Source organism: Terrabacter sp. P2_E3 (assembly GCF_056403915.1).
On sequence record NZ_JBFUEN010000009.1, the window covers coordinates 412,103 to 430,547 of the forward strand.

Genomic DNA, 18,445 nt, shown 5'->3' on the forward strand with positions numbered 1-18,445 from the left:
GGGAGCCGGACGACGGACGCGACATGACGACGACGCTGCTGACGAGGGTGAAGAGCAAGCTCTTCGTCCACGCGCGCCGCAAGTCACGCAGCCTCCTCGAGGGGGAGTACGCCTCCGTCTTCCACGGTCGCAGCCTCGACTACGACGACCTGCGCGACTACGTCCCGGGCGACGAGGTTCGCGACATCGACTGGCGGGCCACCGCCCGTAGCCAGTCGCCGCTCGTCAAGCGCTACGTCGCGACGCGGAAGCAGAACCTCATGCTCGTCATCGACACCGGCCGCGGGATGGCGGCCACGACCCGCAGCGGTGAGCCGAAGAAGTCGGTGGCCATCGCGGCGGCCGGCCTCGTCGGCTACCTCGCGCAGCGCCACGGAGACCTCGTCGGGCTCGTCCGCGGCACCGCCGGCACGACGGTCGCGCACGACCTGCGCGGCTCCGAGGCGCACCTCGAGCTGTTGCTGCGCGCCGTGGACGCGGCGACCGTCCTCGACGGCGACCAGAGCAACCTCGCGACGCAGCTGCGCTGGATCGTCCGCAACGTCCGCCGCCGCCTCGTGCTGCTCGTCGTCGCCGACGACAAGGAGCTCGACCCTGCGCTCGACGAGCTGCTGCGCCGTCTCCACGTCCAGCACGAGATCCTCTGGATCACCGTCGAGGACGCCGACCCCACGGCCATCGAGGGGGACCGGACGGCATACGACGTCGCCGACACGTACACGCTGCCGACGCTGGTGCGGCTCGACCCGCGGGTGCGCGCGGCGTATGCCGCCTCGGTCGCCGAGCGCGTGCAGCGCACGACCGAGCTGCTCGACCGCCGCGGGATCAACCATGCCCGTCTCGGGTCGTCGGACGAGGTCGTCGCGACGGTCTTCGCCCTGCTCGAGAGGCAGCGTCGTGCGCGCCGCTGACGCCCCGCCCCCGGGCTTCTACGCTCCCGACCCGTATGCCGCGAGGTGGCTCTGGATCGGCGTCGGCGCGCTCGTGCTCGTCGCCGCCTGGTACGTCTGGGTGTGGTGGTCGACGCGCGAGAGGAAGGTCGTCGTCCCGCCACGCATCACGTCGGACCGGCTCTCACGCCTGCGCGCCGACTACACCCGGCAGATCGACCTCGTGCTCGACCGGGCCGCGGCCGGCGAGATCAGCCAGCGTCGGGCGCACCAGCAGCTCAGCGTCCTCGTGCGCCACTTCGTCCAGGAGGTGTCGGGGATCCATGCCCCGACGATGACGCTCACCGAGCTCAACGCGACGGGATCCCGGCTGACCCCGGTGTCGCAGGTCGTCGGATCGCTCTATCCCGGTGAGTTCGGCCCGCGTGAGACGGCGACCCTCGTCGGGGCGGGCACCGTCGCCAAGCAGGTGGTGGCGCGATGGAGCTGAACGGCCTCGACCTCAAGTGGCCGGGCGTGCTCGGCCTCGGGACGCTCCTCGCGGCCCTGCTCGCGTATGCCGTCTACCGGCTCATGTCCCGCCGGCAGGCACGAGCGTCGGCGGCGGTCGCCAACTCAAGCGCGTTGACCGAGCTGGCGGAGTACCGCCGGGCGCTGCGCCTGCACCGGATCCGGATGGCCGTGCTCGCGTCCAGCGCCGTGCTCCTCGGCGGGGCGGCCCTCGTGGGCGCAGCCCGACCGCTCGACACCACCATCGACAAGCCCCAGACCCGCAGCCGCGACATCATGCTGTGCCTCGACATCTCCGGCTCGATGGCCGCCTACGACGCGACCCTCGTGTCGACATTCAAGACGCTCGTCTCGAGCTTCGAGGGCGAGCGGATCGGGCTCGTCATCTTCAACTCGTCGGCCGCCACGGTCTTCCCGCTCACCGACGACTACGACTTCATCAACGGGGAGCTCGACTCCGCGGGACGTGCGCTGACGGGCGACCCGGAGTACGACTCCTTCTTCGCCGGCACCTTCAACGGCCGCGGCACCTCGTTGATCGGCGATGGCCTCGCCACCTGCGTCTCCAGCTTCGACAAGGTCGACGTCCAGCGCGCCCGCTCGGTCGTCTTCGCCACCGACAACCACCTCGCCGGGCGGCCGATCATCGACGTCGACGAGGCCGGTGCGCTGGCCAAGGCCAAGGGCGTCCGCGTCTACGGGCTCAACCCGGAGGAGGACGGGGCCGACCAGGAGGCGGTGGAGATGCGCGACATCGTCACCGGCACCGGCGGACGCTACTTCGCGATGAGCGACCAGGCGGCCATCAAGGGGATCGTCGACGCGGTCCAGGCCCAGGAGGCGACGCTCATCGACGCCGCTTCCCGTGCCCTCTACTCCGACAACCCGACGCTGCCGATCACGCTCGCCGGGATCGGGCTCATCGGCGTCATCGGTGCGAGCCGGAGGTGGGCGTCGTGACCCTCCTGCCCGTCGCCCCCTGGCCCGTGCTGCTCGTCCTCGCGGTCGGGGCGCTCGCCGCCGTGTGGTGGAACCCGTCGTCGCGCTCGGTGCCGGGAGAGTCGCGGGCGACGCACTGGCGGCTCACGGGTGCGGTCGTGCTCCTCGGGGTCGCCGCGCTGCGTCCGGCCGTTGCGGGTGAACAGGTCGACACCACCGCCGCCAACCTCAACGTCTACTTCGTCGTCGACACGACGAGCAGCATCATCGCCGAGGACTACGGCGACGGTCGCCCGCGCATCGACGGCGTCTCATCGGACATCTCCGCCATCGCTGAGGCTCTTCCGGGTGCCCGCTACTCCGTCGTGACGTTCGACCAGGACGCCCGGGTGCGGCTGCCGCTGACGACCGACACGACGGCCCTCGACGCGGCGGTCGAGACGTTGCTCCCGGAGTCCTACGAGGTCTCGAGGGGCACATCCGTCAGCGAGGCGAACGACCGCCTCAAGACCCTGCTCCAGCAGGCCGACGCGCGCACTCCCGAGCGTGGGCGGGTCGTCTTCTACTTCGGCGACGGCGAGCAGACGGCGCAGGACCCTCCTGCGCCCTTCGACATCGACAAGCGGCTCATCAACGGTGGAGCCGTCCTCGGCTACGGCACCACCGAGGGCGGCCGGATGAAGGCCACGCGGTCACGTTTCGACACGACACGCGACTACATCAAGGACCCCGCGACCGGTGAGGACGCCCGCTCCGTCGTCAGCGAGGACACGCTGCGCACGATCGGCGACCAGTTAGGCCTGAGCTACGTGCACCGCGAGGCGGGCGACGCGATCGGCCCCGCCGTGGGCGGCATCGACCTCGAGCGCTTCGGCACGAGCGAGCAGATCGAGAAGCAGAAGGTCATCGCCCGCCGCGAGCTCTACTGGCCGCTGCTGCTCGGGGTGGCCGGGATCGCCGCGTGGGAGGTCGGCGCCGGCATCACGGCGCTCGTCCAGACCCGGCGCCGGAGGGAGACGCGCCCATGACGATCCTCGACGAGCGACCGGCACGCGCGGACAGCGTCACCGCGGAGGGCGTACGCCGCCGGTTCCGCCTGCGCCGACGTGACCGTCGCCCCCTCCCGCCGCACCTGCGTCGGCGACGCCGGCGGCTGCTGCTCGCGTCCGCTCCCGTCGTCGTCCTGCTCGTCCTCGTGGCGCTCAGGCTCATCTCGCTCAACCTCGTGCACGCCCAGACGCTCGACGCCTACGAGGCCGGCGACAAGCCGCGCACCCTGACCTGGGGCGAGCGGCAGGGGTGGGTCAACGTCGTCGAGCAGTTCCGGTCGCCCTTCGCGATCGGTGACGCCCACGTCCTCTCGGGGCACTTCGAGCTGGCGCGGCCGTGGTTCGAGCAGGCCTTCGAGCAGGTCCCCAAGGGCGGGATCGACGACTGCAAGGTGCGCGTCAACCTCGGCCTGACCTACGAGGCCCTGGGCGACGCCGCGAAGGCGCGCGAGCGAACCGACGAGTGGAAGCAGTACTACGACAAGGGCATCACGATCACGAAGGAGCGGCCGCCGCTCTGCGACGCGCCCGAAGGCGGCCAGACCGGCGAGCAGCTCCAGCAGGCGCAGCAGCGGATGGAGCAGAAGAACTCCGACACACCCCCTGACCAGCAGCCCCCCGACAACCCGCAGCAGCAGCCGGGGCCGGGTCAACAGCCCGCACCCACGCCCGACCCCGGGAACACCCCGAGCCAGGAGGAGCAGGACTACCTCCAGGAGCAGCAGCGGCAGAACACCATCGAGCGCAACCAGCAACAGCAGCAGGGCAACGACGACACCGTGCCCGGCGACGGGTCGCAGACCGTCCCCAAGCCCTGGTGAGCGATCCCGTCCCGATGCGTGGCTAGAACCACGCCTCGACGATCGTCGCTCGGTGCTCGTGCACCTCGACCGCCTTCTTGCCGCAGGACTCGGGGCGCGTGCGACCGGCGGGCTCGCGCGTCACGCGAACGTGCCAGCGGCGCCCGTCGGCGTGCGTGACGGTGACGTCCCAGCCGTCGTCGACCGCCTCGGGGGCGTCGGCCCACAGCGCGGCGAGGCGGGTCTCGCCCGTCTCGGAGCGGACGTGGGACTCGGCGCACTGCGACGGACCGGCGACGCCGGAGCGGCCCCGGTCGTGGAGCGGGCCGAGCAGCTCGGCAGGCAGGTGCCCGGACTCGCTCGCTCCGAGGAGCCACTCCGACGCCCGCTCGTCGAGGCGCGCGAAGGTCTGTCCCCACGGCAGGAGGACGGCAGTCGGCGCGAAGCGGTGACCGCCGGTGTGCGACACCTCCCACGCCCGGCCGGGGGCGACCCGCGCGGCGTGGGCGGCGAGCGGGCGTCCTCGGACGGCGCAGCAGACGTCGCGACGACCGTTGGTGCACACGAGCAGCGTGGGCTCAGCGGGGCGTGAGCCGAGGAGCGAGGCCTGCACGAGGGCGCGGCTGCCGCGGGCGAGGGCGCCCCAGTCGAGTCCCAGCAGGTCGCCGACGTGGTCGACCTCGGCGACGAGCAGCCAGGCGTCCTCGGGACGCGCACCGGCGTGCGCGACGAACACGTGGCGGGGGCCGTCGTTGGCCGGATGCCCGCCCGGGCGTCGGATGAGCATGAAGCGCCCACCTGCCCGGCTCGTGCGGCCCTCGAGCTCGGCGCCGAGCTCCCGGTCGAGGTGCGACTCGCGTGCCGCGTCGCGGCCCCACGGGCCGGGCTGCTCGACGATGACGAAGAAGCGCGCCGTGGCCGCCGTGCCGTAGGCGCTCGTGCCGTCGTGGTCCCAGAGGACCGAGCACGCGTCGGAGGCCGGGGTGCCGTATCCGGTCGTCGCGGGGTGCTCGGCGTGCTCGGGTTCGGCGTGCTCGGGCGATCCGGAGATCGCGTCGACGACCGACGTCACCTTTGCGGACGCCGCGGACGCGGCGGACGTGGCTGCAGCCGCGGCCGCCGCAGCGCGGCGGGCGGCCTTGCCGCCGGGAGGCGGGGTCACGCGTCGCCGCCGTCGGACGGGGCGTCGCCATCGCCGAGGGCATCCGTCGTGACCGCGACCCCCGACTCCGCGTCGGTGGACTGGGAGGTGGCGGGTGGGGCCGCGACGTGCGCGATGACCGCGGCCGTCGGGACGCCCGAGCCGTCGCGGCGACCGTCGGCGGGCGGCAGCTCGACGGCGACGCCGTTGGCGGCGGCGGCGCGGGCCGGGGTGTTGCCGGCGAAGGCGAGCACGAGCGTGTCCTCACCCTTGAGGAAGCGGTGGCAGCGAACGCCACCGGTCGCGCGTCCCTTCGGGGGGTACTCGGCATACGGCGTCACCTTGAGCGACCCGCCCTCGGTGCCGGGCAGCGCACCCGACGAGCCGGACGACGTGACGACGACACCCTCGCGGGCGGGGTCGGCGACGCCGAAGAAGGCGACTCGGGCGCCGGCGGCGAGCTTGATGCCCGCCATGCCGCCGGCCGAGCGGCCTTGTGGGCGAACGGACTTCGCCGCAAAACGCAGCAGCTGTGCGTCGGTCGTGACGAAGACGAGGTCGAGGTCCTCACGGTCGGCGACCGCGGCTCCGACGACGCGGTCGCCGTCCTTGAGGCTGATGACGTCCCAGTCGTTGCTCTTGGGCGCCTCGGACGTGACCCGCTTGACGACACCGGCCGCCGTGCCGACGGCGAAGACCGGTGCGTCGGCACCGATCGGTACGATCGTCACCGGCTCCTCGCCCTTGCCGAGGTCGACGTACGCCGCGAGAGGCGCACCGCCCGACAGGGTGGGGGAGCCGTTGGTCGGCGGCAGGGTCGGCAGGTCGAGCGCCGAGAGGCGCACCATCCGGCCGGCGCTCGTCACGAGCCCGAACTCGCCGCGTGCGGTCGTGCGGACGGCGCCGATGACGACGTCGTGCTTCGAGCGTGAGCCCTCGGCGGTGACGGGCTCGGCCGTGCCGGTGCGGGCCAGCAGGCCGGTCGAGCTCAGCAGGACCCAGCACGGGTCGTCGGCGATCTCGAGCGGCGAGGCGGCCGTCGCCGTCGCGCTGGCACCTGAGCTCTCGAGGAGCACCGTGCGACGCGGGGTGCCGTGCGCCTTGGCGACGTCGGCGAGCTCGGTCGACACGAGCTTGAGCAGCAGCTTCTCGTTGTCGAGCAGGGCGCGCAGCTCCTCGATGGCGCGCTCGAGCTCGGTCTTCTCGTTCTCGAGCTCGATGCGCGAGAACTTGGTGAGCCGGCGCAGCTGGAGGTCGAGGATGTACGTCGCCTGGGCCTCGGAGAGGTCGAAGACGTCCATGAGCCGCGTGCGGGCGGTGCCGGCGTCGTCGGAGCCGCGGATGACCTGGATGACCTCGTCGATGTCGACGATGGCGATGAGCAGTCCCTCGACGAGGTGCAGCCGCTCCTCGCGCTTGGCCAGGCGGTGGGCGGTGCGTCGGCGCACGACGTCGGTGCGGAAGTCGACGTAGACCTTGAGGAGGTCCTTGAGGCCCATGGTGCGCGGCTGGCCCTCGACGAGCGCGACGTTGTTGATGCCGAAGTTCTCCTCCATCGGCGTCAGCTTGTAGAGCTGCTCGAGGACGGCGTCGGGGTTGAAGCCGTTCTTGATCTCGATGACGAGGCGCAGGCCGTGCTGTCGGTCCGAGAGGTCCTTGAGGTCGGCGATGCCCTGCAGCTTCTTGCCCTGGACGAGGTCCTTGACCTTGTCGATGACCTTCTCGGGTCCGACGAGGTAGGGCAGCTCGGTGACGACGATGCCCTTGCGCCGCGGCGTGATCGACTCGATGCGTGCCGTCGCCCGGGTGCGGAAGCTGCCACGCCCGGTGAGGTAGGCGTCGCGGATGCCCTCGAGGCCGACGATCTTGCCGCCGCAGGGCAGGTCGGGCCCCGGGACGAACTTCATGAGGTCCTCGAGCGAGCACGTCGGGTTGGCGATGAGGTGCCGCGCGGCGCCGATGACCTCGACGAGGTTGTGCGGGGGCATGTTCGTGGCCATGCCGACCGCGATGCCGGCCGCGCCGTTGACGAGGAGGTTGGGGTAGGCCGCGGGCATCACGCCGGGCTGGAGCTGGGTGTCGTCGTAGTTCGGGACGAAGTCGACGGTGTCCTCGTCGAGGCCCGCGACCATGAGCAGCGCGGCATTGGCCATGCGCGCCTCGGTGTAGCGGGCCGCGGCCGGACCGTCGTCGAGCGAGCCGAAGTTGCCGTGACCGTCGACGAGGGGCAGGCGCAGGGTGAACGGCTGCGCCATGCGCACGAGGGCGTCGTAGATGGCCTGGTCGCCGTGCGGGTGGTACTTGCCCATCACCTCGCCGACGACGCGCTGGCTCTTGACGTGGCCGCGGTCGGGACGCAGCCCGAGCTCGTTGGCCCCGTAGAGGATGCGTCGCTGGACGGGCTTGAGCCCGTCCCGGGCGTCGGGCAGCGCCCGGCTGTAGATGACGCTGTAGGAGTACTCGAGGAAGGCGTTCTGCATCTCCTCCTCGACGTCGATGCCGACGATCTTCTCCTCGAAGTCCTCCGGTGGAGGCGGGGGGGTCTTTCCACGGGCCATGCCGGGTGGTGCTCCTTGCCGCTAGCGGGTGAACACCCCATCTTCGCGCAGGGTGATCACGGGTTCTCACCTGCCACGCCGAAACGGCCCCAGTGAGCCACGTCGCGACCGGTGCGCCGGTGCCGTCGGAGGCTCGGGCTCCTGGGTCCCGGGACGGCATACCCGATCGACACGACGCCCACGATGCTGCGCGTCGAGGGGATGCCGAACGCCTCGTGGACGGCGCCGTGGCGTTCCGGCGGCACCCCGAAGAAGAGGCTGCCGAGGCCCTCGTCGGTGGCGGTGAGCAGGATGAGGAGCGAGGCCATGCCCGTGTCGACGTCCCAGTAGGGCACCGGCCAGCGCGCCTCGTCCCGATCGGTCCAGCCCTTGTCGGGCGCCGCGTAGCGGTCGAGGTAGGCGTCCTTGTGCGAGAGGCACAGCACGAGCACCGGGGCGGCGCGTATGCCGTCGAGCCAGGGGTCGCTCGCCGCGCCGGGCTCCGTCGTGGCCGCCCAGAAGGCGTCCCGCTCGGGCGGTGTCGTCAGCACGACGAAGTCCCAGCCCTGGCTGAACCCGGCACTGGGGGAGCGCACCGCGTTGGCGAGGCAGCGCTCCACGACCTCGCGCGGGACCTCCCGGTCGGGGTCGTAGCGACGGACCATGCGTCGGGAGCGGACGACGTCGGTGAACTCCATGCGACCACACTCCCATCTCCCGGGGCCGCGCAGCCCGACGTGACACGATGAGGGCATGGAGGGTGGCGAGCTCAGCGACGACACCGGTGCGATCGAGCGGGTCTCGGCGCAGGCCACGGGTGCCCCCGTCGAGTGGGAGGCGGACGTCGTGCTCCGGGACGGCACCGTGGCGCACGTGCGGCCGATCGCGCCCGACGACGCCGACGGCATCCGCCACTTCCACAGCCTCCAGTCGGAGGAGTCGATCTACCTGCGCTTCTTCGCCCCGCTGCGCGAGCTGAGCGCCCGCGACCTCCACCGCTTCACGCACGTCGACCACCACGACCGGGTCGCCCTCGTCGCGACGCTCGACGGCGAGATCATCGGCATCGGCCGGTACGACCGCATCGACCCGACGTCGGCCGAGGTCGCCTTCAACATCTCGGACCACTACCAGGGCAAGGGCATCGGCTCGGTCATGCTCGAGCACCTCGCCGCCATCGCCCAGGAGCTGGGCATCAACCGGTTCGTCGCCGAGGTGCTGCCGCAGAACCGCAAGATGCTCACCGTCTTCAAGGAGGCGGGCTACGAGGTCACGCACCACATCGAGGACGGCGTCGTCGAGGTGTCCTTCGACATCTCGCCGACCGAGCAGAGCAAGGCCGTCCAGCTCTCGCGCGAGCACCGCGCCGAGTCCCGCAGCATGCACACGATCCTCTTCCCGGAGCGGGTCGCGATCATCGGCGCGAGCCGGCGCGAGGAGTCGATCGGTGCCCTCGTCATGCGCAACATCCTCGCCGCCGGCTACCGGGGCGAGCTCTACCCGATCCACCGGGTGGCCGACCGGATCCAGGGCCTGACGGCCTACCCGAGCATCCACGACGTGCCCGAGCCCGTCGACCTCGCGATCGTCGTCGTGCCGGCGGCACAGGCCATCGAGGTCGTCAAGGACTGCGGCAAGGCCGGGGTCAAGGCGCTCCTCGTCCTGTCGGCCGGGTTCGCCGAGGCGGGCGCGGAAGGAGTCCGCCTGCAGGAGAAGCTCCGTCGTCGAGTGCGCCGCGCCGGCATGCGCATCGTCGGACCCAACAGCTTCGGCCTCATCAACAACGACCCGTCCGTGCGCCTCAACGCCACCCTCGCCTCGGTCATCCCCGAGTCGGGTCGGCTCGGCCTCTTCGCCCAGAGCGGTGCGCTCGGGGTCGCGGTGCTCGCCTCGGCGGCCCGCCGCGGCCTCGGCATCTCGGTGTTCGCGTCGGCCGGCAACCGCGTCGACGTCTCGGGCAACGACCTCATGCAGTACTGGATCGACGACCAGGAGACCGACACGGTCGGCCTCTACCTCGAGTCGATGGGCAACCCGCGCAAGTTCTCACGCATCGCCCGAGCGCTCGCGGCGGTCAAGCCCGTGGTCGTGGTCAGCTCGGGGGTGTCGAGCTTCGCCGCCCCTCCCGGGCACCGCACCAGGGTGACCAACGTGCCCCCTCAGGCGTTCGACGCCCTGCTGCGCCAGGCCGGCGTCATCCGCGTCGAGAACGTCCACCAGCTCTTCGACGTCGCCCAGCTGACGCTCCACCAGCCGTTGCCGAAGGGCGACCGCGTCGCCATCGTCGGCAACTCCGACGCCCTCGGCGCGCTGAGTGCGAGCGCGTGCGTCAGCTGGGGACTGCGGGTGACGCACGGCCCCGTCTCGCTGCCGCCGCAGGCCTCGGCCGAGGAGTTCGCCGCCGCGCTCGACGCGGCCTTCGCCGACCCCGAGGTCGACAGCGTCGTCGCCGCCTTCATCCCGCCCCTCGTGACCCAGGACGAGGAGGTGCACATGGCGGTCCGCACCATCGTCGCCGACCACGAGAAGCCTTGTGTCGCGACGTTCCTCGGCATGCGGGGTGTCGGTGACGGTCTCTCCTACGAGCAGCACGGCATCCGGCGGTCGGTGCCGGCGTACTCGATGCCCGAGGACGGCATCCGGGCCCTCAACGCCGTCACGCGGTATGCCCTCTGGCGCCAGCGCGACCGCGGCACCCAGGTTGCCCCGGTGGGCATCGACCGGCTCCGTGCGGAGTCGCTCCTCGAGGGCTATCTCGCAGGCAGTCCCGACGGACGCGCGCTGACGCGCGAGGAGGCGCGAGACCTGCTGGGCGCCTACGGCATACGTGTCTGGCCGGCGGTGGAGGTCGCGGGCGTCGACGCGGCAGTGGCTGCCGCCGACGAGCTGACCTACCCCGTCATCCTCAAGTCGACCTCGCCCGTCGTGCGTCACCAGCCCGGCCTCGTCGGGGTGCGTGGCGACCTCGTCGACGCCGAGGCCGTCCGCGACGCGCACACGTCGCTGACCCAGCGTCTCGGGCCGCTCGGCGCCGACCGGTTCGTCGTGCAGCGGATGGCCGTGCCCGGCGTGTCCTGCGTCATCCGCGCCAGTGAGGACCCGCTCTTCGGTCCGGTCGTCAGCTTCTCCGTCGCCGGGCCGCCCACCGAGCTGCTCGGTGACGTCGCGCACCGCATCCCGCCGCTCACCGACGTCGACGTCACCGACCTCATCGACAGCGTCAAGGCGGCGCCGCTCCTCAGCGGCCACCGCGGCGCCGCCCCGGTGCACCGGGCGGCGCTCGCCGACCTCATCGCGCGGCTGTCGGTCCTCGCCGACGACCACCCGGAGCTGTCCTCGGTCGAGCTCAACCCCGTCAACGCCTGGACCGGCGGGGTCGACGTGCTCGGCGCCGAGGTCGTCGTGCGACCGGCGCTCGTGCGCAAGGACCCGGGCCGGCGCCGGATGACCTGACGCAGCACGGTGTGGACCGCTCGGAGAGGTCACGCCCGCGCTGGTGCAAGGATGGGGGCATGCGACGCGTCACCCCGGGCACCGGCCGAGCCCTTCCCGAAGACCTCACCGAGGCGATCACCCGTGCCGGCTACTACCCCTCGCTCGTCTGCGACGTCGTTGAGTCGGCGATCGCCGACGACGAGGTCGTCTCGCACCTCGTGCACCAGGAGACGACCTTCGACCACGAGACGGTGCGCCGTCACGTGACCGTGCTCGTCGTCACCCCGCAGCGGCTCGTCATCGCCCATGCCGACGACCACGCCGAGTCCGAGGACAAGCTCATGGCGACGGCCACGACCGAGACGGTGCCACTCGCCGCCGTCCGGGGCGTCATGCTGACCCACGTCGTGGCGCAGCCCGACACCTTCGCGCCGGGCACGCACGGCCGTGACCTCACGCTGACGCTCGGGTGGGGAGCGGTGAGCCGGCTCGACATGATCCCTGCCGCCTGCGGCGACCCCGACTGCACGGCCGACCACGGCTTCGAGGGCACCATCGCCTCCGACGACATCTCGCTGCGCATCAGCTCGGCCGCCGACGGTGAGGACGCCGTGGGTCGGGCCATGAGCTTCGCCCGGGTGCTCTCCGCGAGCATCGGTGGCGGCACGGCCCGCTGACCAGCGCACCGTGGCCGACGACGTGACCGCCCACGCGCCGACGCCGACCGACTGGTCGGCGGGCACCCTGGCCTCCGTGCTCCCGTCGGTCGCCGACCGACTCGGGGTGCCCGCGTATGCCGGCCGCGACGTCTTCGACCTACCCACCGTCCCGCGCACCGTCGTCGTGCTCGTCGACGGGCTCGGTCACGACCTGCTGCGACAGCGCAGCGGCCACGCACCCTTCCTGCGCAGCCATCTGGGCACCGCCCACCGGGTGCCGTGCGGCTTCCCCACGACGACCGCGACCTCGATGGGGACCTTCGGCACCGGCCTTCCTCCTGGCTCGCACGGGCTCGTCGGCATGCAGGTGCTCGATCCGGCCACCGACCGGTTGCTCAACGAGCTGTCCTGGGAGGACGGTCCCGACCCGCGCGCCTGGCAGCCGAACGAGACCGTCTTCGAGGCCGCCGAGAACGCCGGCGTCTCGGTGACGATGGTGGGTCCGCACTACTTCGACGGGTCGGGCCTGACCACCGCCGCGCTGCGCGGCGGGCGCTTCCGCGCCGGACGCACACTCGACGACCGTGTGTCGGCCACCGCGTCAGCCGTGCGGGCCACGCCACGAGCCCTCGTCTACCTCTACTGGGGCGACGTCGACAAGATCGGCCACGTCCACGGCTGCCAGTCGTGGCAGTGGGGCGACGAGGTCGAGTCGGTCGACGCTGCGCTGCGACAGCTCGCTGCTCGCGTGCCGGACGACACCTCGATCGTCGTCACGGCCGACCACGGCATGGTCGACGTGCCCTTCCACGACCGGATCGACCTCGTGCACGAGCCCGGTCTCATGGCAGGCGTGCGCCATCTCGGCGGCGAGCCGCGCAACCTCCAGCTCTACGCGGAGCCCGCCGCCGCCGCCGACGTCGAGGAGGCGTGGGCAGCCCGTCTCGGTGACCGTGCCCGGATCCTCACCCGTGAGCGCGCCGTCGACGAGGGGTGGTTCGGCCCGGTGCGAGCGGGGGTCGAGGGCCGCATCGGCGACCTGCTCGTCGTCACCGAGGGGTCCTTCGCCGTCGTCCACTCGGGGCTCATGCGCCGCGAGGTGGTCGCGCTGCTCGGGCTGCACGGCTCGACGAGCGACGCGGAACTCGCCGTGCCGGTGGTCGTGGTGCCACCCCGCCGCGGCGCCTAGGGTGGTGCCTCGTGGCTGAGCTCGTCTTCTTCTCCGGGACCATGGACTGTGGCAAGTCGACCCTCGCCCTCCAGATGGACCACAACCACGGCGCACGGGGTCGCGTCGGTCTCATCTTCACCAAGATGGACCGCGCCGGCACCAACGTCCTCAGCTCGCGGCTCGGTCTGTCGACCGGGGCGCTCGAGGTCCGCGACGACCTCGACTTCTGGGAGGCGATCGTCGACCGGGCCACGGCGGGCACCCGCATCGACTACCTCATCTGCGACGAGGCCCAGTTCTACACCAGCGACCAGGTGGAGCAGCTGGCGCGGATCGTCGACGAGATGGACGTCGACGTCTTCGCCTTCGGCATCACCGCCGACTTCCGCACCGAGCTCTTCCCGGGCAGCAAGCGGCTCATCGAGCTCGCCGACAAGGTGCAGGTGCTCCAGGTCGAGGCGCTGTGCTGGTGCGGCCGTCGGGCGACGACGAACGCCCGAGTCATGGACGGCGTCATGGTCGTCGAGGGGGAGCAGGTCGTCGTCGGCGACACGAAGCCGGGCACGACCGGTCTCGTCGAGTACGAGGTGCTCTGCCGGCGGCACTACATGCGACGGATGACCTCGCACGCCGCGCGGGCCGCCGCGATCTCGCCCGAGGTGCTGCCCTTCGACCTCGACGTGTGCCCGCTGCCACCGCTGCCGATCACCCAGGCCGACTAGCGGAGTCCCTCGCCCACCGATGGCGTATGCCGTGCCGCGGGCTCCCGAGGGCCGCTCACCCGGGTGCAGCGGCCCCGAGCTCATCGGGCGCGACTGGCGTGTGAGGCGCGGCGCCGTCAGTCGTTCTTGCGGCCGAACATGATGTCGTCCCAGCTCGGCACGCTGGGCCGTCCCGACTTGCGCGCCGGAGGAGCGGGTCGGGGGACGGGCTTGGCCGCCGGGGCCGCGGCCCTCTGCTCGACGACGTCGTAGCCGTCGTCCTCGGGCTCGGCGGACTCGGCGGACTCGTCGCCGTCGTCGGCGTCAAGGGACGGCTCGGACTGCGCGGTGGGGACACGTGACAGCCGTCGGGCGTCCTCGCGGCGGCGCATGGCCGGACGCAGCGGCTGCTCGACGGGGACGGGCTCGGACGGCGTCTCGTCCACGACGGCATCCGCGGCGTCCGCCTCGACGTCGGCGAGGTCTATCTCGTGGGTGCCGTGCTGCTCGGCATCCGACTCGGGCTCGGAGGCGGGCGGGCGCTCGGGCTCGTGGGCGCCGACGGGCCCGGGCTCGCCCGGCGCCGGGTCCGCGTCCTGGTCGGTCGTCGGCTCGGGCGCCTGCCGCACCGGCTGGGTCGGCTCGGTACGGCGTGCCTTGCGGCGGGCGGCGTCGACCCCGACGCGCTGCTCGACGGATCCGGTCTTGACGACCTCGGGGTCGTCCTCCGGGTGCGTGTGCGCCGGGGGAGGCAGCTCGTCGCGGGGGTCGCCGGCGAGCTCTTCCAGCGGCAGGGCCTCCTCGGGCGCCTCGTCGAGACCGGGGACCTCGGTGGACTTGGGACGGCGACGACGGCCGCGCTGGGCGCTGCGCTCGCGCATGGCCGCCATGAGGTCGACGGTCTCGCCCTCGCGGCGGCGCATCGTGGAGGCGCCGACCCCACCCTCGGCCTCGACGTCGTAGACGCGGCTCGGACGGTTCGAGGCGCTGAGGTGCGGGGCCGGGATCGGGCCGGGAACCTGCTGGTCCTCGTCCTCGCTCAGCCAGCGGGCCTCGTCGTCGACGGCCGAGACGGTGCGGGCGAGTGGGTCGTACTGCCAGGCGGCCTCGCGCTCGCGACCACCGGCGGTGAAGAGCAGCAGGACGGTCCAGGCGCCCTTGTCGGTGCGACGGGAGTCCCAGCGTGCCGTGACGGAGTCGATCTCGCGGGTGCGCAGACGCTCGGTGACGCGCGCGTCGAGGGTGGGTGCTGCACCGTGGGAGCCGCCGCGCGGGCGCAGCCGGACCTGGCGGGCGAGGCCGGCCACGTGCTCGCGCTCGGCGAGGATCGGCCCCTCGTAGCGGTGCACCTTCTCGACGGGCCAGCCGGCGCGCTCGGCGACCTCCTCGGCGGTCAGGCCGGCCCGGATCATCGCCTGGACGTCCTTGGGCCGCAGGCCTCCCGAGATCTCGATCTGGAGCTGGCCGAGCCGCGGTCGGTCGCGCCGCACCGCGGCACGGAGCGAGTCGTCGAGGGGGACGGAGAAGCGGTGGCCCTCGTCGTCGGCCAGCAGCAGGTGCAATCCGTCCTCGTGGACGCCGACGAGCCTGAGGTGCTGCATGGGTGGGTCTCCCGGTACCGAGTCTGCGTGGTCCTGCCGTGAAGGTGCCCGGTGGCTCGCGTCGCGCGACGTGATGTCGCGTCCCGAGGGGCCGGCCGTGCGCCGTGCTGTCGAGCATGCCACCGGGCCGGGTGCCCACCAAAGCGACCACGCCGCACGGGTACCGTTTGCTCTGGCATGCCTACCTCTTTCGCGTCCGCGCAGCTCGCCCTCGACCTCGTCGGCGTGTTCGTCTTCGCGCTCTCCGGCGGCCTCGTGGCCGTCAAGAAGCGTTTCGACCTCTTCGGGGTGCTCGTGCTGGCCTGTGCCGCGGCCCTCGGCGGCGGCATCCTGCGCGACCTGCTCATCGGCGACATCCCGCCGGTCGGCATCAGCGACTGGCGGCTGCTGACCGCCGCGGCGCTCGGCGGTCTCGTCACGTTCCTCTTCCACCCGGGCGTCGAGCGCATCACCCGGTTCGTCCGGGTCCTCGACGCCGCCGGCCTCGGGGCCTTCGCGGTCGCGGGCAGTCTCAAGGCCGTGACGACGCTCGGGGTGTCGCCGATCGCGGCCGTCCTCGTCGGCGTCATCACGGCGGTCGGGGGCGGGGTCGTGCGCGACCTGCTGGCGGGCCAGGTGCCCGAGGTGCTGCGCCGCGAGCTGTATGCCGTCCCGGCCATGCTCGGGTCCATCCTCGTCGTCGTCGCCGCCCAGCTCGGCTCGCTCCAGGACTGGGTGCTCTGGACCGCCGCGGGTCTGGTCTTCGCCCTCCGGATCCTCGCCGTCCGCCTCGACCTCAACGCCCCGACCCCGTTGCGCTCCAACCCGACCTGACGACGGCGCACCACAGCCGACCCGTCCCACGCACCCTTTCACCCACCGATGGCGGAGACATGACACCTGACGCAGCACCGACGCCCGACGAGCCCCAGCCCTCGCCGCTCGAACCGTACGACGCCGTGATCCTCCTCGGCTTCGGTGGTCCCGAGGCGCCCGACGAGGTCATGCCCTTCCTGCGGCGGGTCACGGCCGGACGGGGCATCCCCGACGAGCGTCTCGAGGCCGTCGGTGAGCACTACCACCACTTCGGGGGCCGCAGCCCCATCAACGACCAGAACCGGGCGCTCATCGCGGCCCTGCGCGCCGAGCTCGACGCGCGCGACATCAGCACGCCGATCGCCTGGGGCAACCGCAACAGCGAGCCCTTCATCGACGACGCCCTGCGCGAGAGCCACGCGGCCGGCCACCGCCGTGTCGTCGCCCTGACGACGAGTGCCTACTCGTGCTACTCCTCCTGTCGCCAGTACCGCGAGAACCTCGCGGACGCCGCGGCCACGGTGGCCGAGGACGGTGTCGAGCTGCAGATCGACAAGGTGTCGCAGTACGCCCGGCGTCCCGGGTTCGCGGCCGCCAACGCAGGCGAGCTCGTCCGGTCGCTGCGGACGCTCGACGGCGCGCCGGACGCGGAGATCGCGCTGCTCTTCGTCACGCACTCGATCCCCGATGCCATGGACGACACGTCCGGACCGGGCGACGGCGAGGGCAACCTCTACCAGCGCCAGCACCTGGCGCTCGCGTCGCAGCTGACCGAGGAGGTCAACCGGGTCCTCGGCCGCGACCTGACGGGCGAGCTCGTCTTCTGCTCGCGCTCGGGTCCGCCGACCCAGCCGTGGCTCGAGCCCGACGTCAACGACCGGATGCGCGAGCTCGCGGCCGCCGGCGTCCGCACGGTCGTCACGGCCCCGATCGGCTTCGTCAGCGACCACATGGAGGTCGTCTACGACCTCGACACCGAGGCGCAGGAGACGGCGGACGAGCTCGGCCTCACCCACGTGCGCGTCCCGACGGTCGGCACCGACTCCGTCTTCGTGCGCGATCTCGTCGACGCCCTGCTCGAACGCGCGGCGGAGGCCCGCGGCGAGGACGTCCCGCAGTTCGAGGGTCGGATGCCGTCGGTGTGCGCGCCCGGGTGCTGCCCCAACCTGCGGCAGGCCCGTCCGGCCCTGTGCGGCAGCGACTGAGCGCCGCGATGACCACCGCACGCCCCGTTCCCGCGCTGCCCGACGGAGTCACGGTCGAGGAGCTCGAGCGGCTCTGCGTCGAGGTCGCCGTCGAGGCCTCGCGCTTCATCCGAGACGAGCGCCCGCCGCGGATGGGTGTCGCCGCGACGAAGTCGACCGAGACCGACGTCGTGACCGTCATGGACCGACGCTCCGAGGAGCTGCTCCACCGGCTCATCCAGGCCGCCCGCCCCGACGACGGCATCCTCGGCGAGGAGGGTGCCGACGTCACCGGGACGTCCGGTCTGACGTGGGTCCTCGATCCCATCGACGGCACCGTCAACTACCTCTACGAGATCCCTGCGTATGCCGTATCCGTGGCCGTCGTCGTCGGGGACGCCCACTCCCAGGGTGGGTGGACCCCTGTCGCGGGCGCCGTCGCCGACCCCTGCCGCCGCCTCGTGCACCACGCCGGCCGGGGCACCGGCGCCTGGACGAGCCCCGAGGACCCGACCGAGTCCGTGGCTCCGGAGCGTCTGTCCGTCTCGGCCGAGGACCGCCTCGCCCGCACCCTGCTCGCGACCGGCTTCGGCTACGCCCCCGAGGTGCGCGCCCGGCAGGCCGAGGTGCTCCGGCGGGTCCTGCCCCTCGTCCGCGACATCCGACGCATCGGCAGCGCTGCTCTCGACCTCGTGCGGGTGGCCGAGGGGTCCGTGGACGCCTACGCCGAGACCGGGCTCAACGCCTGGGACCTCGCGGCGGGCTGGCTCGTCGTCGAGGAGGCCGGGGGCGTCGTCGTCGGCGCGGGAGAGGAGCCCGGGTCGGCGCCCGGCACTGCCCTCACCGTCGCCGCGGGGCCCGCCCTCGTCGAGCAGGTCCGCGCCCTCTTCGTCGCGCCGGTGGACGCAGCAGGCTGACCGTCACGCGCGTGCGCCCAGGACACACGACGACGCCCCACCCGGCCGTGCCGGGTGGGGCGTCTGTCGTCCTGGAGGAGCGGACGGCATACGCCCGCTGGTGTCGTGGTGTGTCG

At 72.5% G+C, this 18,445-nt stretch carries 16 protein-coding genes; 12 read left to right on the plus strand and 4 right to left on the minus strand.

The features are described from left to right. Positions 1-23: 23 nt before the first annotated feature. The 5 genes from AC1DW8_RS14370 to AC1DW8_RS14390 are packed head-to-tail and all read left to right on the plus strand — an operon-like array spanning position 24 to position 4,209. On the plus strand, positions 24-911 hold the full coding sequence (locus AC1DW8_RS14370; protein ID WP_478094835.1) for a DUF58 domain-containing protein: 888 nt from the start codon (positions 24-26) through the stop codon (positions 909-911). Further along, entirely contained in the window at positions 898-1,380 is a 483-nt protein-coding gene (locus AC1DW8_RS14375; RefSeq protein ID WP_478094837.1) for a hypothetical protein, read from the plus strand. The genes AC1DW8_RS14370 and AC1DW8_RS14375 overlap by 14 nt, the downstream gene beginning before the upstream one ends. Then, positions 1,371-2,360 carry a VWA domain-containing protein gene (locus AC1DW8_RS14380; protein WP_478094839.1) on the plus strand — a complete coding sequence of 330 codons (990 nt, stop codon included), beginning with the start codon at positions 1,371-1,373 and terminating at the stop codon, positions 2,358-2,360. The genes AC1DW8_RS14375 and AC1DW8_RS14380 overlap by 10 nt, the downstream gene beginning before the upstream one ends. Beyond that, the gene (locus AC1DW8_RS14385) at positions 2,357-3,367 is read left to right on the plus strand and encodes a vWA domain-containing protein (RefSeq protein WP_478094841.1); all 1,011 of its coding nucleotides are present in this window, start codon (positions 2,357-2,359) and stop codon (positions 3,365-3,367) included. The genes AC1DW8_RS14380 and AC1DW8_RS14385 overlap by 4 nt, the downstream gene beginning before the upstream one ends. Next, entirely contained in the window at positions 3,364-4,209 is an 846-nt protein-coding gene (locus AC1DW8_RS14390; protein ID WP_056825207.1) for a tetratricopeptide repeat protein, read from the plus strand. The genes AC1DW8_RS14385 and AC1DW8_RS14390 overlap by 4 nt, the downstream gene beginning before the upstream one ends. 22 nt (positions 4,210-4,231) lie before the next feature. Here AC1DW8_RS14390 and AC1DW8_RS14395 read toward each other — a convergent pair whose 3' ends face one another. Genes AC1DW8_RS14395 through AC1DW8_RS14405 form a run of 3 tightly spaced genes read right to left on the minus strand, consistent with a single transcriptional unit; the run spans position 4,232 to position 8,564 of the window. Continuing rightward, a complete protein-coding gene (locus tag AC1DW8_RS14395) occupies positions 4,232-5,350 on the minus strand; it encodes a sucrase ferredoxin (protein WP_478094844.1) in 1,119 nt (372 codons plus the stop codon). Further along, on the minus strand, positions 5,347-7,887 hold the full coding sequence (locus AC1DW8_RS14400; RefSeq protein WP_478094846.1) for a DNA gyrase/topoisomerase IV subunit A: 2,541 nt from the start codon (positions 7,885-7,887) through the stop codon (positions 5,347-5,349). Before AC1DW8_RS14400 ends, AC1DW8_RS14395 begins: the two co-directional genes overlap by 4 nt. Positions 7,888-7,943: 56 nt before the next feature. Continuing rightward, positions 7,944-8,564 (minus strand): nitroreductase family protein, encoded by a 621-nt coding sequence (locus AC1DW8_RS14405; protein ID WP_056825213.1) that lies wholly within the window; start codon positions 8,562-8,564, stop codon positions 7,944-7,946. A gap of 55 nt (positions 8,565-8,619) precedes the next feature. Between AC1DW8_RS14405 and AC1DW8_RS14410 the strand changes: the two genes are divergently transcribed. From AC1DW8_RS14410 to AC1DW8_RS14425, 4 genes are read left to right on the plus strand one after another with little or no spacing between them, the layout of a single operon-like run. Next, complete coding sequence (locus AC1DW8_RS14410) at positions 8,620-11,319, plus strand: bifunctional acetate--CoA ligase family protein/GNAT family N-acetyltransferase (protein ID WP_478094848.1); 2,700 nt, start codon at positions 8,620-8,622, stop codon at positions 11,317-11,319. A gap of 59 nt (positions 11,320-11,378) precedes the next feature. Next, positions 11,379-11,978, plus strand: a complete 600-nt coding sequence (locus AC1DW8_RS14415) for a DUF5998 family protein (protein WP_056781029.1) — start codon at positions 11,379-11,381, stop codon at positions 11,976-11,978. Positions 11,979-11,988: 10 nt separating this feature from the next. Beyond that, complete coding sequence (locus AC1DW8_RS14420) at positions 11,989-13,149, plus strand: alkaline phosphatase family protein (protein ID WP_478094851.1); 1,161 nt, start codon at positions 11,989-11,991, stop codon at positions 13,147-13,149. Between the two features lie 11 nt (positions 13,150-13,160). After that, a complete protein-coding gene (locus AC1DW8_RS14425; RefSeq protein WP_020145510.1) occupies positions 13,161-13,853 on the plus strand; it encodes a thymidine kinase in 693 nt (230 codons plus the stop codon). A gap of 116 nt (positions 13,854-13,969) precedes the next feature. On the opposite strand, the gene sepH is transcribed toward AC1DW8_RS14425, so the two are convergent. Next, on the minus strand, positions 13,970-15,433 hold the full coding sequence (gene sepH / locus AC1DW8_RS14430) for a septation protein SepH (protein WP_478094853.1): 1,464 nt from the start codon (positions 15,431-15,433) through the stop codon (positions 13,970-13,972). A gap of 177 nt (positions 15,434-15,610) precedes the next feature. Here sepH and AC1DW8_RS14435 point away from each other — a divergent pair, with 177 nt between their 5' ends. The 3 genes from AC1DW8_RS14435 to AC1DW8_RS14445 are packed head-to-tail and all read left to right on the plus strand — an operon-like array spanning position 15,611 to position 18,329. Next, the gene (locus tag AC1DW8_RS14435; RefSeq protein ID WP_056781024.1) at positions 15,611-16,246 is read left to right on the plus strand and encodes a trimeric intracellular cation channel family protein; all 636 of its coding nucleotides are present in this window, start codon (positions 15,611-15,613) and stop codon (positions 16,244-16,246) included. A 59-nt stretch (positions 16,247-16,305) separates the two neighbouring features. After that, a complete protein-coding gene (locus tag AC1DW8_RS14440; RefSeq protein ID WP_478094856.1) occupies positions 16,306-17,433 on the plus strand; it encodes a ferrochelatase in 1,128 nt (375 codons plus the stop codon). A gap of 8 nt (positions 17,434-17,441) precedes the next feature. Further along, positions 17,442-18,329 (plus strand): inositol monophosphatase family protein, encoded by an 888-nt coding sequence (locus AC1DW8_RS14445; protein WP_478094857.1) that lies wholly within the window; start codon positions 17,442-17,444, stop codon positions 18,327-18,329. The last annotated feature ends 116 nt before the right edge of the window (positions 18,330-18,445 follow it).